At 50.5% G+C, this 15896-nt stretch carries 13 protein-coding genes; 2 read left to right on the top strand and 11 right to left on the bottom strand.

Going from position 1 to position 15896, the window contains the following annotated elements:
* Positions 1–167 precede the first annotated feature (167 nt).
* From JRJ22_RS04850 to JRJ22_RS04840, 3 genes are all read right to left on the bottom strand, one after another.
* On the bottom strand, positions 168–935 hold the full coding sequence (locus tag JRJ22_RS04850; RefSeq protein WP_206103482.1) for a hypothetical protein: 768 nt from the start codon (positions 933–935) through the stop codon (positions 168–170).
* 136 nt (positions 936–1071) lie between these two features.
* The gene (locus JRJ22_RS04845; RefSeq protein ID WP_206103481.1) at positions 1072–2223 is read right to left on the bottom strand and encodes a glycerate kinase family protein; all 1152 of its coding nucleotides are present in this window, start codon (positions 2221–2223) and stop codon (positions 1072–1074) included.
* A 154-nt stretch (positions 2224–2377) separates the two neighbouring features.
* Complete coding sequence (locus JRJ22_RS04840; RefSeq protein WP_206103480.1) at positions 2378–2524, bottom strand: lmo0937 family membrane protein; 147 nt, start codon at positions 2522–2524, stop codon at positions 2378–2380.
* A gap of 333 nt (positions 2525–2857) precedes the next feature.
* Here JRJ22_RS04840 and JRJ22_RS04835 point away from each other — a divergent pair, with 333 nt between their 5' ends.
* Entirely contained in the window at positions 2858–4180 is a 1323-nt protein-coding gene (locus JRJ22_RS04835; RefSeq protein WP_206101841.1) for an IS4 family transposase, read from the top strand.
* Between the two features lie 269 nt (positions 4181–4449).
* Here the strand turns inward: JRJ22_RS04835 and JRJ22_RS04830 are convergent, their stop codons facing one another.
* The 8 genes from JRJ22_RS04830 to JRJ22_RS29435 form a co-directional block, all read right to left on the bottom strand.
* Entirely contained in the window at positions 4450–6630 is a 2181-nt protein-coding gene (locus tag JRJ22_RS04830; protein WP_206104978.1) for a Tex family protein, read from the bottom strand.
* Between the two features lie 169 nt (positions 6631–6799).
* Positions 6800–8005 carry an MFS transporter gene (locus JRJ22_RS04825; RefSeq protein WP_206103479.1) on the bottom strand — a complete coding sequence of 402 codons (1206 nt, stop codon included), beginning with the start codon at positions 8003–8005 and terminating at the stop codon, positions 6800–6802.
* Between the two features lie 204 nt (positions 8006–8209).
* Positions 8210–8767 carry a TetR/AcrR family transcriptional regulator gene (locus JRJ22_RS04820; RefSeq protein WP_206103478.1) on the bottom strand — a complete coding sequence of 186 codons (558 nt, stop codon included), beginning with the start codon at positions 8765–8767 and terminating at the stop codon, positions 8210–8212.
* A 216-nt stretch (positions 8768–8983) separates the two neighbouring features.
* On the bottom strand, positions 8984–9334 hold the full coding sequence (locus JRJ22_RS04815) for a type II toxin-antitoxin system PemK/MazF family toxin (RefSeq protein WP_042124727.1): 351 nt from the start codon (positions 9332–9334) through the stop codon (positions 8984–8986).
* Between the two features lie 3 nt (positions 9335–9337).
* Positions 9338–9619 carry a CopG family ribbon-helix-helix protein gene (locus JRJ22_RS04810; protein WP_054941953.1) on the bottom strand — a complete coding sequence of 94 codons (282 nt, stop codon included), beginning with the start codon at positions 9617–9619 and terminating at the stop codon, positions 9338–9340.
* Positions 9620–9830: 211 nt separating this feature from the next.
* Positions 9831–11012 (bottom strand): alanine racemase, encoded by a 1182-nt coding sequence (gene alr / locus JRJ22_RS04805; RefSeq protein ID WP_206103477.1) that lies wholly within the window; start codon positions 11010–11012, stop codon positions 9831–9833.
* Between the two features lie 224 nt (positions 11013–11236).
* Positions 11237–12319 (bottom strand): outer membrane lipoprotein-sorting protein, encoded by a 1083-nt coding sequence (locus JRJ22_RS04800; RefSeq protein WP_206103476.1) that lies wholly within the window; start codon positions 12317–12319, stop codon positions 11237–11239.
* 174 nt (positions 12320–12493) lie between these two features.
* Positions 12494–13336: a methyl-accepting chemotaxis protein gene (locus tag JRJ22_RS29435; protein WP_206103475.1), complete on the bottom strand. Its 843-nt coding sequence runs from the start codon at positions 13334–13336 to the stop codon at positions 12494–12496.
* A 285-nt stretch (positions 13337–13621) separates the two neighbouring features.
* Between JRJ22_RS29435 and JRJ22_RS04790 the strand changes: the two genes are divergently transcribed.
* Positions 13622–15685, top strand: a complete 2064-nt coding sequence (locus tag JRJ22_RS04790; protein ID WP_206103474.1) for a methyl-accepting chemotaxis protein — start codon at positions 13622–13624, stop codon at positions 15683–15685.
* Positions 15686–15896: the final 211 nt, after the last annotated feature.

The following is a 15896-nucleotide window of genomic DNA, read 5'->3' as shown; positions in this document are numbered from 1 at the left end:
CTTCATCGTCCAGCCTCCCTCCCGTTCCCGTATAACTCTATTCTACAATGATCCATCTTAGAAAAATCAATTAAAGACAAACTCATCACATAGCTGCACATATACAGCAAAAAGCGGCTGCCCGCCCTATCCAAAGGGTGGTGCAGCCGCTTATTGTTGATCCATTCTTAGGGTGTCCATTGATCGTGTATAATGCCCACAAGTGCATGATCTTGCCCGATCTTCTCAAAGACCAGCCGCAGGCTGCGCCAGTCCATTCCCTCATATTTCGGATCCAGGCCGCTGATATGGTATTCAACAAAATCATAGCGGTCAGCAGGGTATACCTCATTAAGGTTGTTTATCGTTGTCCCCTGGCCCAGACCTTTATTCAAGGCAATCTCCGCCTTATTCATAAAGTCTGCATCATACACAAATTTCTTGTAATACTCCGCAAAGGTCAACTCAATGAGGTCGCCGGATCCTGCAAATTCTCTCCATACCCGCTTGGTCGGGTCCTTCATCAAGTCCTTTATTTCCTCCTGGTTAAATACCAGATCCTTTGTAGTATCTACATAAGCATACGGTGAAAACCGTACGCCTTTATCGCGGGACACCCAGTCGGACAAAGTGTCCATGTTGCCGTTTTTCAGTGCTCTCATTACCGTCTTCGCCGATTCCAGCGCCGTTGGAGGCATTCCCTCTTCAGGTTCTACAGGTTCTACAGGTTCCGCCGGTGCTATGGATGCCGTAGCTGATGGTGCCGAAGAAGCCGGGGGCTGACTCTCCGGCGGGGTACTTTCTGAAGGGCTGGAAGTCGGTTCAATCTGAGTCTGTGCGGTCTGTGCAGGGGTAGCCGTAGTGTCCGGTTCTGCTGCAGGAGTATTGCTGCAGGCGGCAAGGACCAGCATCGCTGCTGTCAGCGCCACTCTGCCTAATGTTCTTGCAGTGTGCATGAAATCCCTCCTTATCGTTATGGCTATAATCAATAGACGGTTAAATCTGGATAAGGTTGCTAAAAATGTACAACAAAAATCGGAGGTCATTTATAATTTTGTTCAGATGAGGGTCTTTACCTGATGCCCGTGCCCGTTACGGTGCTTCTTCGCTTAGCCTCAGCACTCTGGCGATATTCTCACAGGTCCGTTCGACATTGGCCGGACCGTCCTTCAGCAGCTGTTCCAGATCGCCCGCGCCGGGAACGATGCCGAAGATCGCATCGATGCCTTCAGCATACAGCGTATCAATGCCTTCGCCGATGTAGCCGGCCAGCGAAATGACCCTTTTGCCGCTGGCTTTGGCGGTGGAGGCAACGCCGTAAGGTGTTTTGCCGAACTTGGTCTGGAAGTCCATACCGCCTTCACCGGTGAATACCAGATCGGCAGCAGCCAGCTTTTGCTTAAGTCCGGTATACTCGATCACAATCTCGATCCCCCGCTGCAGAACCGCCTGTGTAAAGATCATAAGTCCCGCACCAAGTCCTCCGGCAGCCCCTGCTCCCGGCAGGTCGCGGACGTCCTTGCCCAGCTGCTCTTTTACAACGTCCGCATAGTGTGCCAGGTTGGCATCAAGCTGCCGGACCCGCTCAGGCGTAGCGCCTTTTTGCGGCCCGAATACAACAGATGCGCCCCGCTGCCCGCACAGCGGATTCGTCACATCACAGGCCACCATCAGCTGAACCTGCTGCAGCCGCTCATCAAGCGCCGAGATATCAATGCTGGCCAGCCGGCCCAGACTGCCGCCTCCGCGCGGAAGCTCGTTTCCTTCGGCATCAAGGAATTTTGCCCCGAGCGCCTCAGCCATCCCTGTGCCTCCGTCATTCGTCGCACTGCCGCCTATGCCGATAATGATGCTGCGGATCCCCCGGTCGAGACATTCCTTGATTAGTTCGCCGGTGCCATAGGTGGTGGTGATCAGCGGATTGCGGTCCGCCTTGTCTACGAGCTGGATTCCGCTGGCCGATGCCATCTCAATGGCTGCTGTCAGGCCGTCGCCCATAATACCATACTGTGCAGTAACCGGTTGTCCCAGCGGTCCCGTCACTTCCTTCGAATACATCTGCCCGCCGGAAGCATCCACAAGTGACTGCACCGTCCCTTCCCCGCCATCCGCCATCGGAACATGAATATATTCAGCTTCGGGATAAACCTTCCGCAGCCCTTTTTCCATTGCAACGCAGACTTCCTTGGCGCTCATGCTCTCTTTGAAGGAGTCCGGTGCCAGTACAAAGGTCTTCTCTCTCATTTCCTCACCCCATGGTTGATTTTATTAAATACTACAATAAGTAAATGATATTGTACTTTCTAATGTAAAAAAAGAACTGCAGCCTCTAGTTTGCAAGAGACCGTAGTTCTTAACGGGTTAAGCCCGCTGTAACTTATAATCTGAAGGGTATCTGCTAATTCCGGGAACGGCCCCGGAACAGGTTGACCACAAACAGCACCAGCGCGACAATGAGCAGAATATGAATAAGACCGCCCATCACATTAAAGATAAAGCCTAACAGCCATGCTACAATAACTAGTCCGATTAATCCCCATAGCATAAGAATTACTTCCTTTCTCCTTAGGGTTGTTTGTCTAATCTTACCCGTCTCTAAGGAGAATCAAACGTCCAAGACATAAGCCGCCGTGATCACCGGTGAATAAGCTCCACTCTGGCACGGGTTCTCCGGTAACAGTGTGATAGGCCGGAACAACAAAAGGATGTCCCTAACCGCCAATGTCATTAAGTTAAAGCATAGAGCCAAAAATTATGAAAAAGAGCAGGTTATCGAAAAGATAGCCCGCTCTTTTTTTGCACAAAAAGAAGAATAAGACTTGACAAAAAAATAAAAATGTGTGGCGAAGCCCCTTGAAACAACAAGGAGGTTACGCCAATGAATGAGTACGCAAATGCGCTAAAAGAAACGCTGACATCCCTCATCCGAGAAATGTCAGCCGAACCCGCACCTTTTGTCAAAAACCCAGAAAAAGATTTTACCCGAAAGAAAAAGCTGCCCTTTGAAACGGTTATGCACCTCCTGATTTCTATGGGAGGAAACAGCCTATATAAGGAACTCTTGGAATCGCAGGGCTACGACGTATCCACCGCAACCACTTCTGCTTTTGTCCAGCAGAGGAATAAAATCCTGCCCTCTGCTGTAGAATTCTTGTTTCACAAATTTACAGAGTCCTATACGGATATCAAGCGCTACCGAGGGTATCAATTACTGGCCATTGACGGTTCGGATTTGCATATCGCAACGGACCGGTCGGATACGGACACCTATTTCCAAAGTCAACCGAATATGAAAGGCTACAACCTTCTGCATTTGAACGCAGCCTATGACTTATGCAACAGACTTTACGTAGATGCCATCGTTCAGCCACGAAGATTGTGTAACGAGGGAAAGGCGCTGGCTGCTATGGTTGACCGTTCCCCGATTCAAGGAAAAACGATTGTTATCGCCGATCGAGGGTATGAAAGTTACAACAATTTTGCGCATATGGAACGCAAAGGGTGGAACTATGTTGTCCGGGTTAAGGATTTGAGTTCGAATGGTATTCTATCCGGATTGTGCCTGCCCTCTGGTGGAGCGTTTGATATTGACATTCATCTGACACTTACCAAAAAACAAACCAAAGAAGTCAAGGCTCTTCCCGAAATATACAAGTTCGTCCCTTCCACATCTACCTTTGATTTTTTGGATTTGCGGGAGAACTTGTTTTACCCGATTTCCTTTCGGGTAGTTCGTTTCATCCTGCCGAGCGGCGTTTATGAAACGGTCATTACGAATCTTTCTGCCGCTGATTTTCCACCCGGTGAGATCAAATCGATTTATAACATGCGATGGGGTATTGAAACCTCTTTTAGGGCCTTAAAATATACCGTCGGACTGACGAGTTTTCACGCAAAGAAACAAGAGTCCATCGCCCAAGAGATATTCGCAAGAATGATCCTGTACAATTTCGTTGAAATGACTACCTCGCACGTAGTCATTTCCCAAACGGATAAACGCCACCCTTACCAAGTCAACTTCACGGTTGCCGTTCATGTTTGTAGACATTTCTTGCGCTCACGGGACGATGAACCCCCGCCCGATGTCGAAGCACTGATTCGAAAAAACATTTTGCCGATTCGATCCCTTCGCCCAGGACAGCAGAATACGCGCAAAATCCGCTGGAAATCAGTCGTTAGCTTCGTCTACAGAGTAGCATAATTCATTTCATATGAACATTTTTTAAGCGGATATTTTATGCGCTTTGTTTGTTGTACGCTTTTTTCCTTGTTTGCACAAAAAACAAACGACACAGGGCTTTTCCCCATGCCGTTTTGGATTCCATTTTATTGCGAGTCTTATCTTTGAGCTTATCTTAATGACATTGCCCTAACCGCCCTTACCCGGTCAATGGAACATCCTCTGTTTCAGCCTATTTCTGGCTGTTCAATCTTCTTCACACATAAACATTTGGCCAAGCGCAGTTCTATCTATTTCACGCTTCCGGCAACCTCACGCGGCTGGCGCATGGTCAGGCTGACCCGGCCTTTCTTGAGGTCCACGCCAAGCACCCAGACGGTAACGTTGTCTCCAACAGAGACAACGTCCATCGGATGCTTGACGAAGCTGCCGCTAAGCTGGGAAATATGCACCAGCCCGTCGTTCTTGATGCCGATGTCGACGAAGGCGCCGAAATCGATGACGTTGCGGACGGTTCCCTGCATCTCCATCCCGGGAACGAGGTCCTCGATCTTCAGCACATCGGTGCGGAAGATCGGCAGCGGCAGCTCCTCGCGCGGATCGCGGCCCGGGCGCTGCAGGCTCTCCAGGATGTCGCGCAGCGTAGGCACGCCGACATCCAGCTTCACGGCGAGCTCAGCCGCATCCTGCGCTTCGAGCTCAGCCGCGACCTCGCGGCTGCCTAGCTTCGCTACGTCCAGCCCGAGCTCCCGGAACAGCCGGTCGACCACCGGATACGATTCCGGGTGGATCGGCGTACGGTCCAGCGTATTCTCCCCTTCAGGAATACGCAGGAACCCGATGCACTGCTCATAGGACTTCGCGCCGAGGCGCGGCACCTTTTGCAGTGCCTTGCGCGTGGTGAACTTGCCGTTCTCCTCGCGGAACTTCACGATATTCTTGGCGATCGTCGAGTTAACTCCCGCCACATACGAGAGCAGCGACGGCGAAGCTGTATTCACGTCGACGCCGACATGGTTAACGGCCGATTCCACGACGGCCTTGAGGCTTTCTTCCAGATGCTTCTGGGAGACGTCATGCTGGTATTGCCCGACTCCGATCGCCTTCGGGTCGATCTTCACCAGCTCCGCCAGCGGATCCTGCACGCGGCGGGCAATCGATGCGGCGCTGCGCTCAGCCACATCCAGATCCGGGAACTCCTCCTGCGCGAGCTTGGAGGCGGAATAGACGCTGGCGCCCGCTTCGTTAACGATCAGGTACGCCAGTTCCGGATCACCGATCTCGGCGATGACCTCCGCGGTGAACTGCTCCGTCTCCCGCGAGCCGGTACCGTTGCCGATGACGATCAGCTGGATGCCGTATTTGGCAATCAGCTCCTTGAACTTGGCCGCCGCCTCCTTCTTCTTGTTGTTCGGCGGCGTCGGATACGTGACCGCCACCTCCAGCAGCTTGCCGGTGTCGTCCACCACAGCGAGTTTGCAGCCGGTGCGGTAAGCCGGGTCCACGCCAAGCACGCTCAGGCCTCTGACCGGCGGCTGCAGCAGCAGACTGCGCAGGTTGCCCGAGAAGATCGAGATCGCCTGCGTCTCGCCCTTCTCGGTCATTTCCCCGCGCACCTCACGCTCTACCGACGGGGCAATCAACCGTTTATAGGAATCCTCCGTTACGGCTTCCAGCAGCTCCTTGACCGGGGATGGCCCTTTGATCAGCTTGCGCGTGATGAAGGCATGAATCTTGTCCGGGACTACCTCAATGCCGACCTTCAGCACACCCTCCCGTTCTCCGCGGTTAATCGCGAGAATACGGTGCGGCGGCATTTTATGTACCGGTTCACGGTAACTATAGTAGTTCTCATATACACTCTCCTGCGCGGCATCCTTGGCCTCCGAGACCAGAATCCCTTGGCTGGCCGTATACTGGCGGACCCACGCACGGATCTCCGGATCATCGGCAATGTTCTCGGCGATAATATCCATCGCACCCTGCAGCGCCAACTCGGCACTCTCCACACCTTTATCTGCATCTATATATTTAGCGGCCTCTTCGAGCGGAGAACCCTGCCGGCGCTGTTCCATTACCCAATCCGCCAGCGGCTCCAGCCCTTTCTCCTTAGCCACACTCGCTCTTGTCTTACGCTTTTGCTTGAACGGACGATACAGATCCTCTACTTCCTGTAGCTTGACCGCCTTCATAATCTGCTGATGCAGCTCCGGTGTCAGCTTGCCCTGCTCCTCAATGCTGCGGATAACATCCTTCTTGCGGTCTCCCAGATTGCGCAGGTAACCGAGCCGTTCCTCAATATCGCGAAGCGCGTTTTCATCCAGCTCACCGGTCATTTCTTTGCGGTACCGCGCAATAAACGGAATCGTGTTCCCTTCATCCAAAAGCCCTACCGTCGTCCGCACCTGCTTCAGGCTGATCCCCAGCTCCTTGGCAATTGCCGCGAGGATCAGTTCCTGTTCCTGCCGGATTGCCGCATCCTCCTGCTGATTACCGGCATTCGTATTCTCTGCTGCCAATAGTATCCCTCTTTCCGTAAACGTGCTAATATCATAACTTTTCTATATAAAATAGTATCACAGATTGCCGCTGTACCAAAGTAAGCCGGATACTGCATCACCACACCACCCGGCCATATGTTTATTTCGCCTGCAGACTGCGCCGGGCCATCCGCTTACCGGTGCCAAGCGACATCAGGAAGCACAGAACCAGTACAAGCGCAGCTGCACCGTACGGAAAATTAATGTCCAGATCAAACAAAATTCCAGCCACAATCGGACCGGCAATGTTGCCGAGACTCGTGTAGGCAGAGTTCATGCCCATCACAAAGCCCTGCTGAGACTCACCAGCCATTTTGGACAGCTGTGTGCCGACAGCCGGGCGCAGGATATCCATGGCCAGGAACACGATGAACGTCACGGTCATGATGGCAAAATACCCATGGACAAACAGGGTCAGCAGAATGAACACACCCGAAGCCAGCAGGCACACGGAGATCACCCGGTTTTCACCAAAACGGTTCAGAATCCAGCTAAAGACAGTCAGCTGAACTACAGCACCGGCAATCGAGCCAAAGGTCAGTACAAACGCGATATCCTTAGGGGTAAAGCCGAATTTATGATCAACGAACAGTCCAAACACTGTTTCATAATTCGCAAGGCCGAAGGACATGACGAATACAATAATCAGTCCGATAAAATACGGTTCACGATTAGAACGCAGCAATTGGGCTACAAGACTCTCACTCTTCTGCTGTGCAGAAGCAGGGTCATTAACCGCAGCAGCACGTGACTCCGGCAGTAAAATAAACGTTAAAACAGCTACAAAAGCCGCCGCCACAGCAGCCGCGTAGAACGGTACCCGGATGCCAAACTCGGCCAGATAGCCGCCGATTCCCGGTCCGATAATAAACCCGGTAGTTATGGCCGCGTTGATCAGTCCCATACCTCTGGCCCGTTCATCCATGGAAGTGGTATCCGCCACATAAGCCATAACTGCCGGCATAATCATTGCCGCTCCGATGCCGCCGAGCATCCGGGCCGCGAACAGCATCCACGGCTGATGGGCTACCCCAAAGGCCAGCTCGGAGAACGCAAAAACTATCAGTCCCAGAACAATAATTCTTTTGCGGCCCGTCCGGTCAGACAGCCTGCCGGCTAGAGGCGACACGATCAGCTGGGTCAGCGAAAATGCAGCCACCAGCATTCCTACGACACTGCCACCGATATGCAGCTCGTTCATGTAAGTCGGCAGAATCGGAACAACCAGGCCAATCCCGGTAAAGGTCAAAAATATACTAATCATCAGCATCAGCATCGCGCCGCGGTTTCTTAACAATAGTGACATTGTATTCCCTCCGTAATAACACATTCAGTTATGCAAAAAAAATTTCCCATGTTCAATATCCGCTTATCCGCCAGATGCCATTCCTATAGCTTCAAAAAAATCTCACCCGCAATATAAGACCGACCATCCGGTCTAATTAAGGACATGAGAAGCTCCTTTGCAAATGGCCTTTATTCCGGTCCTTTACTGTAAGCTTCTTAATAGCTATCTGGCACGCATTCCCTGCAGCAGCAGGCTGATAGCATCCCGGTAAACCTTCTTAATCTCTGCCGGTCCCTCCGACGGTGCTGTAATTTCGCTGACTCTGCCGATCCCTTCCAGCATGCCGCTGACAATCACAACATAATGATCCAGATCCTTCTGAATCAGGTAGCCTGAGTCCATACCTTCCTTGAGCAGATTACGGCAGGCCGATGCCCCGGATTCATACAGCTGTGAGAGCCGCTCATAAATCTCATCCGAGTGGGTACGGGACCTTGCATATTCCTCAAGTCCGCGGATTAGCGGATTCTGAAAATCATTCGCGTAATGCTCACCCAGCGCATAAAGGCGTTCTTCGACCCCGCTGAGTCTGCTTTTTATCTCTTCCCACTCCGAGAGCCACTGCTCCGTATCATCTTCGACCACATATAGAAACAGCTCATCCTTGCTGGGAAAATGGTGGTACAGGCTTCCTTTGCTTACTTTAGCCGCAGTGCAGACCTCATTCATGGTTACAGCGGCATACCCCTTCTGGACAAACAGCTGCGCTGCCTGCTGCACAATCCGCTTCTTCGTTTCTTCTCCATCCGAACGTCCTTTTATGCTGACAACCCCCTTCTAAACCGACCATCCGGTCTAATTGTAGCATGAAGCTGGTGTGTATATCAAATAGTGTTGATCCTGTCTGTTAACTGCTACGAACCGTATATCTTAAAAAGACGCACTGCCTAAGCAGTGCGTCTTCCCCATAACCCGGTTATTGGTTCCTGCCCCAATCTAGAAATCGATCAGGCCCAGGCTGATTTGCAGCGAATCATCCACCTTTTTCATTGTTTCATCATCAAGATGGGTGATCTTATCGGTTAAGCGTTGTTTGTCAATCGTCCGGACCTGCTCCAGCAAAATGACGGAATCCCGGTCAAAGCCATGAGCAGCCGCATCAATTTCCACATGCGTCGGCAGTTTGGCCTTCTGGATCTGGGCGGTAATCGCCGCCACAATGACCGTCGGGCTGAATCGGTTGCCAATATCGTTCTGTATGACCAGTACCGGCCTTACTCCGCCTTGTTCAGAACCTACTACCGGCGAAAGGTCGGCAAAAAAAACGTCGCCGCGTTTAACGATCAATATCTACACCCCGCTTACTAAGCGGCCAAGAGTACTGTCTGCATCTTCCTCTGCGAGAAACGCCTCGCTTGCCATTGTCAAATTGATCTTAGCCATCTCCATGTATCCCCGCTGCATTGACTCCCGGATCGTACGTTTCTTCCGTTCCGTTAAATACAGCTTCATAGCCTGCCTGATCAATTCACTCCGGTTAGAGTTCTCCAATTGAGCGATACCATCCACTTCCTGCAAGAGATGATCGGGCAAACTGATCATAATTCTTTTGGTGTTCTGCAAATTGGCCAACTTCTCTTCCACCCCCACAAACCTTCTGCCCTTGTGTTCCAGTGTTACAATATACAAGGAATTTTATACAAGGAATATATGCCGCCAGTATATCAAGTATGCTGCATCCCATTATAAACTAGAAATGGCGGTTCGTATAGACCATAAGTCACACTCGCCTACACGTTTAATCCTTGGATTACGTTCCTGTACAAGGCACTTGGTCACACATTTAAGGCTTCAGCAAGGGGTTCACCAGGTTAGGAGCAGCACCTTCGCGTACATACACGCGGGGCACCCGGTGGGCCAGCATACAGATTACCTCGTAGTGAATTGTCCCTAAATGGAGCGCCAGTTCATCCGCTGTAATCAGCGCATCGCCCTGGCGGCCGATGAGTACAACCTCTTCGCCAGCTTTGATTTGTTCCGCTTCTTCAGCGAAAGATTTGAGCGTTACCATACACTGGTCCATGCAGATTGTTCCGACGACAGGAACGCGACGTCCACGTATTAGCACCTCCGCTTTGCCTGTCAGCATGCGGGAATATCCGTCTGCGTACCCCACAGGCAGCGTCGCAATGATCTCTTCGCTGTCCGTGAAGTACCGGGTGCCGTAGCTGATGCCCCAATCGGGCGGCAGGGTTTTGATATATACCGCCTGCGTCTTCAGCGTCATTACCGGGTGTAAAGCAACGAGCCTGTGGTTTACCTCTGCTGAGGGATAAAATCCGTACAAGCTTATGCCTACACGCACCATGTTAATGGATAGGAGAGGTGTATCAATGGCCGTAGCGCTATTGCCCGTATGTATGATCGGGATATGAATGTCGTTGTCCCGAAGCGTTTCCGCCACGCTCATGAATCGCCGGTACTGCAACAGTGTATAGCTTTTGTCTTCTTCGTCTGCCTTGGCAAAATGGGTAAACATTCCCTCCAGCTCCGCCTGCGCTACAGAATGCACTTCAGCAATGAAACCGGGCGCGTCAGCCGGCAAAAGACCCAGCCTTCCCATCCCGCTGTCAATCTTGATGTGCACCTTCAGCCGGTGCTCCGGATCTATTGGAAGCTGTCTTACCGCCTCCAGCACCTCCGGTGTGAATAGTGTCACGGTTACATTGTTCTTCCAGGCAGCGGCTATCCCTTCCGGAGAGGTGTAGCCCAGCACCAGAATAGGAAGTAGTATTCCCGCCTGACGCAGCTCCAATGCCTCATCCAAAAAAGCTACACTTACATAATCCGCTCCCAGCCGTTCAAGCTCCCGGGTCACTTCCACTGCTCCATGGCCATACGCATTTCCTTTGACGCATCCCATGAATTTGGTCTCCGCCGGCAGCGCCGCACGGAAAGCCTCATAATTGGCACGCAGATCATCCAGATTTATCTCGGCAACTGTAGGTCGATAGCTTGCTTGCACTTCAGGGTCACCTTCTTACATTGTAGTAAAACGTCATTGCAGATAGCAGCAATGAACTTGGTCTTACTGCCAATGGTAATGCTAATCGAAGGCGGCTGTCAATGTAAGCAGCATTATCTTCTTGCAGATTCCGCAGCGGGCCTGAGTTCGCCAAATAAAGGAAAAAGCGGATACGGCTTGTAGAGGAAAGACTCCCACAATACGCAGTATCCGCCTACTGATTATTACTTACCCGTTTGTGCCTCCATAGAAGCGGCAATTTGCATCATTTCGTCAACCGGAAGATTTGCGCTTGTAATCCGGAATTCCACACCGTCGTTCATCCAGGTCAGGGTCTGCTGTTCATCACCAGTCAATACTCCTGCGGTGAATCCGAGATCGATCAGAGTTCCCGGAGCCAGCGATACGGCACGGTCCAGCGGACGGGCTTCCATAATAGTATATTGATAATCCCCGTCATAACGGATGAGCACCGCATGATCATTGCTGCCTTCGATTTTATGATAATCCTTGTACTTAACGCCGGCCGGTATGTAATCCGGCTCAATCACTCCGAAATCGCCAAGCTCCGCGGTAACCTGGCTAGCCTCTTCCCCGTCAGCCTGCGAGCTTACCGGATTGCCGTTGTCGTCAACCTCGGCTACCGTGCTTTCGGAAGGCGTTCCGGTTGCCATATTCTTTTGCATATCAAAGGAATCCTTGGTGAACTCCGGATCGAACTTGAAGCTGTCAAACTTCACGTCCACCACAACCTTGGCTTCGGAATCGGAGACCTGCACCTGCTTAGGCTCATAAGTCTTTTTGGCCAGCCAGATCTTCTGGCGCACCAGTGCACTGCTCTGATAATTCGCCGCTACTTCGAACACATAATTGTCTCCATCCTCGGTCAGCTGGCGGTTGTTATCGGCGGTAATGCCGTGGAGCAGCGTCTGGTAGAGATAGACTTGGCCTTGACTGTCCGGCCAGTCGCTCTGGAAGCGGAAGCTTTTGCCGAGGCTTGGCGTGAGCACGAACACCCCTTCATCATTACGAAGGACAATCTGTGTTACGTTCTTCTGCACATTCGAGAGGCTGATCCGGTAATACGAAGGATTCTTGTACCACACTTCCACCTTATACTCCTGCGGCTGTTCACCGGTATACAGGGTCATCGTGCCCGAACCTTGATAGGCACCCTGCTTGCTCTCCAGCTTGTCAGACACATCGTTTAAATCCTTGACCACAGACGCGGCATCCTTCTTCCCGCATCCTGCGAGCACCAGGGCCACGCTCATAATGATCGCGAGTACCCATGTTATCCGGCGCATGACATCATCCCCTTAACCTGTTTTGAAAAGCATTGATTAGTACATGTCTATGAGGGACTTGCCTGCATTATGCAGACGGGCATGACAAGCCGGAAGGATAATCACGGGCGGCCTTCCGGCCGCGCCAAAAAGCCCGCGATGGGCGCGGGCCTTAAGTTTCAGTTACGTCTTTCCTTAGATCAGCCGGGCAATCTTTTCAATCTCTGCAGCGGAGGCAGCCAGCTGCTGCATCGAGGCCGTAATTTCCTCTGTTGCCGCAGCCTGACGCTCACTTTGTGCCAGACACTCCAGCAATGTTGCATCCATCTGATGGATATTCTTCTTGATTCTATCCAGGATACCGGTGATCTCTTTGGCGGATGAGGCACTGGAAACGGACATTTTCCGGATCTCCTGCGCCACTATGCCAAACCCCCGGCCGTGCTCGGCGGCATGCGCCGCTTCAATGGCCGCGTTAAGACCAAGCAGGTTAGAGTTGTCGGCCACTTTTTTGATGAAATCCAGAATCTCGTCGGTCTTGTGCAGCTCTTCAACCACAGTCTGGCCGAGCCCCTTCAGATCACTTACAATGTTCGCCAGGTCAGAAGCCGTGCCCGCAATTTCTTCCGAGGTCGAGCTGATCTCTTCGGAAGTGACAGACAGTAAGTTGGCAGCATCGCTTAAGGTTTCCTGATTGCTGAGGCTGATGCCAATGGTAAACACACCGCTAATCGCCCCTTCCCCGTTCCGGATCGGCATGGAGGTTGACTTAAAGGGCCAGCCGTAAATTTCTTTGGGAATATCGGCACTAACCGTGTCACCGGTCTCCAGCGCTGCCCGGATTCCTCCGCTTGGCGGGATGGGCATCCCCTCCTGTATGCGGACATCCAGCTCTGCTCCCGGAAGATAGTAAATAAACTTCTCTACATCCGCCAGGGCGAACATCACATCAATAGGAAATAAGCGCTGTACTAGCGGCAGTGATATTTTTAAAGATTCCAGCAACTGATCAAGACCTGTTTCATTTTGGTTGTTCAAAGCTTTTCAGCCCCCGCAGCATTATTTTTGCTCATTATAGCATAGGAAAAATTATCTCTATATTACATATAACATAGTGTTCAAAGACTTCAGATTTATTTATTTTTATATCATATTGCTTACACAAATACTTGTTATAACTAGATTGCTAGCACACACAGCCTCTTAACTTAGAACCGGAAGGTTACATTGGAAAGATTTCTCATTAAAATTTTATCTATTCATAGCCGATAATGTAGCGTGCCTGTCTGCAGGGACTTAAAAAGCTAAAGGGGAATGAACACTATGGGGAAAATAAAAAAAATATCTAATAAAATACGCAATATCTCGCTGAGGGTTAAGCTTCCAATTTTATTAAGCCTGCTAGTTGCTGTAGTGCTCTTGGCGACATCGGTAACCGTATATTTTGTCTCCTCGGATCTGTTGCTGCGAAAGAGCAAAGATGAAATAAACGCAAACGGGGACCGTATAGGTGAAGGGCTGTGGACTTCAATGCAGCTGCAGGAGCAGACCTCATATGTAATTTCAGTGCACAATACCTTCAAACAACTGTTGAATCTTAGGGCACAAGGAACGCTGTCCGAGCAAGAGTTTTTTTCTTCAGAAAATCCCTACTATGAAAAAGCCAATGGGATTCTTCAGGAAAGCATGAACGGCAGAAGCAGCATTAGCTTTTTACTTGTTCTGGATTCTAAAGGAACTATTCTTGCAGGAACAAACACAGACAACATAGGTCAGTCCCGCGCAGACCGTGAATATTTCACAGAAGCGTTCAAGGGCCAATCCTTTATCAGCGATGCCATCCAGTCCAAAAGCAGCGATAAATTATTAATTGCATTCTCCCAGCCAATTAAAGATTTGGATGACAAGGTAATTGGGGTCTTCGCCATGACCGTGGACAGCAGCTTCTTCCTGGATAAACTGGGCAACATTAAAATTAATGGGCAAGGTAAAATAGAGATTTTGAGCCGGAGCGGAATTATCCTGTATAACTCCACCGACCCTACCCGGATCGGACAAAGTCTTGCTGGCACTCAGGGGATGAATGATTTTCTGGCGATCAGGGCAACGGATGAGCTGGTTACGCAGTCCATCGAATTGGCGAACGAATATCTGAGAATTAACAAAATTCCAAAGGCCGATCTTACCATTTCCGTTATCGATTCCTACGCTGACATTAAACGTCCTATTCAGGATATGCTGATGAAAATCTTCATTGTAACGGTCGCCGCCCTGCTTGTCGCCATTGCTTTTGGTATGCTGTTGTCCCGCTCTATTACCAAACCTGTTATCAAGCTGACCTCGCTGTTCAAAACACTGGCAACCGGAGATTTGACCATAGGTGCCGATGGCCGCTATAAAAGCGAATTCAAGGATTTGGCTGACAGCTTTAATATCATGGTCCGGCAAAATAAAGAGCTTATCACCCATATGAATAATTCTATCTCCGTGCTAAACACAAGCACCAATGAACTGGAGAAAACTTCTAAACAGACAGCCCGCTCCATTAATGAAACTTCGGTAACCTCCACAGGTATTGCCCAGGCAATGGAACTGCAGTCCAAGGATACTGAGCATATCGTCGATAAGTTCTATGGATTCAGTGAGAAGTTTGCTGCGATCAACGATAATGCGCAATCCGTCAGACAAAGAGCTGAAGAAATCATCGAGGTCTTCCATACAAGCAATCAGGTTGTTGATGGTTTAATTCAGATCAGTGACAAGAATGAACAAGAGGTCCAGAAAATCTCGGCGATCACAGTGAAACTTCAGGAAAGCTCCAACAGCATCAGCAATATTACAGGAGCGATCAATCAAATCGCTGCTCAAACGAATCTGCTTGCGCTGAATGCATCGATCGAAGCCGCAAGAGCCGGGGAACACGGGAGAGGTTTTGCTGTAGTGGCCTCCGAGATCCGGAAGCTCGCTGAGCAGAGCTCGAAGCAATCCAATGAAATCTATGACATCATTCAACAAAATCTTAATTTTGTCGCAGAAAATAATGATAGCGTAATTGTGATTAATAACATCTCCGCCCGGCAGGATGAGCTGGTTGGACAAACCCAGGGGGCATTCCAAACCATTCTGGACAAAATCACGGACATCACGGATCAAATTAAATCGATGGCCGACGAAATTGCTCATCTGCAAAGAGACAAGGACGACGTTCTCGATTCGGCTCAAAGCCTCTCGGCTACCGGTGAAGAAGTTTCTGCCTCGGTGGAAGAAGTCACCGCCACCATGGTGGAACAATCCTCTACCATTGAACAGCTGGCTGAGATGGTAGAAACCATTGACCAGCTCACTAAAAATCTGGCCGAATCCGCCTCTAAATTCCGCGTCGAGTAAGTAAAAGAAAGAAATCCAAGTCAGTAGACTTTGGGTTTCTTTCTTTATTTTATCCGACGGCATTAACACCTAAAAACGTCCCCCTAGTATCGTGGATTATTTCACTGCTGTATGCGGATTATGTTGCACAGGGCGGAAGGGCTTGGCTATCTTACATGCGGGTACTTTCAATAAAAAAAGACTGCTCTCCAGACTGAAATTCAGCCCGGAG

It is taken from the genome of Paenibacillus tianjinensis (assembly GCF_017086365.1).
Lineage (GTDB): Bacteria > Bacillota > Bacilli > Paenibacillales > Paenibacillaceae > Paenibacillus_AQ > Paenibacillus_AQ tianjinensis.
Note: the sequence above shows the minus strand (reverse complement) of the source record. Positions and strands in the feature narration are given on the sequence as shown.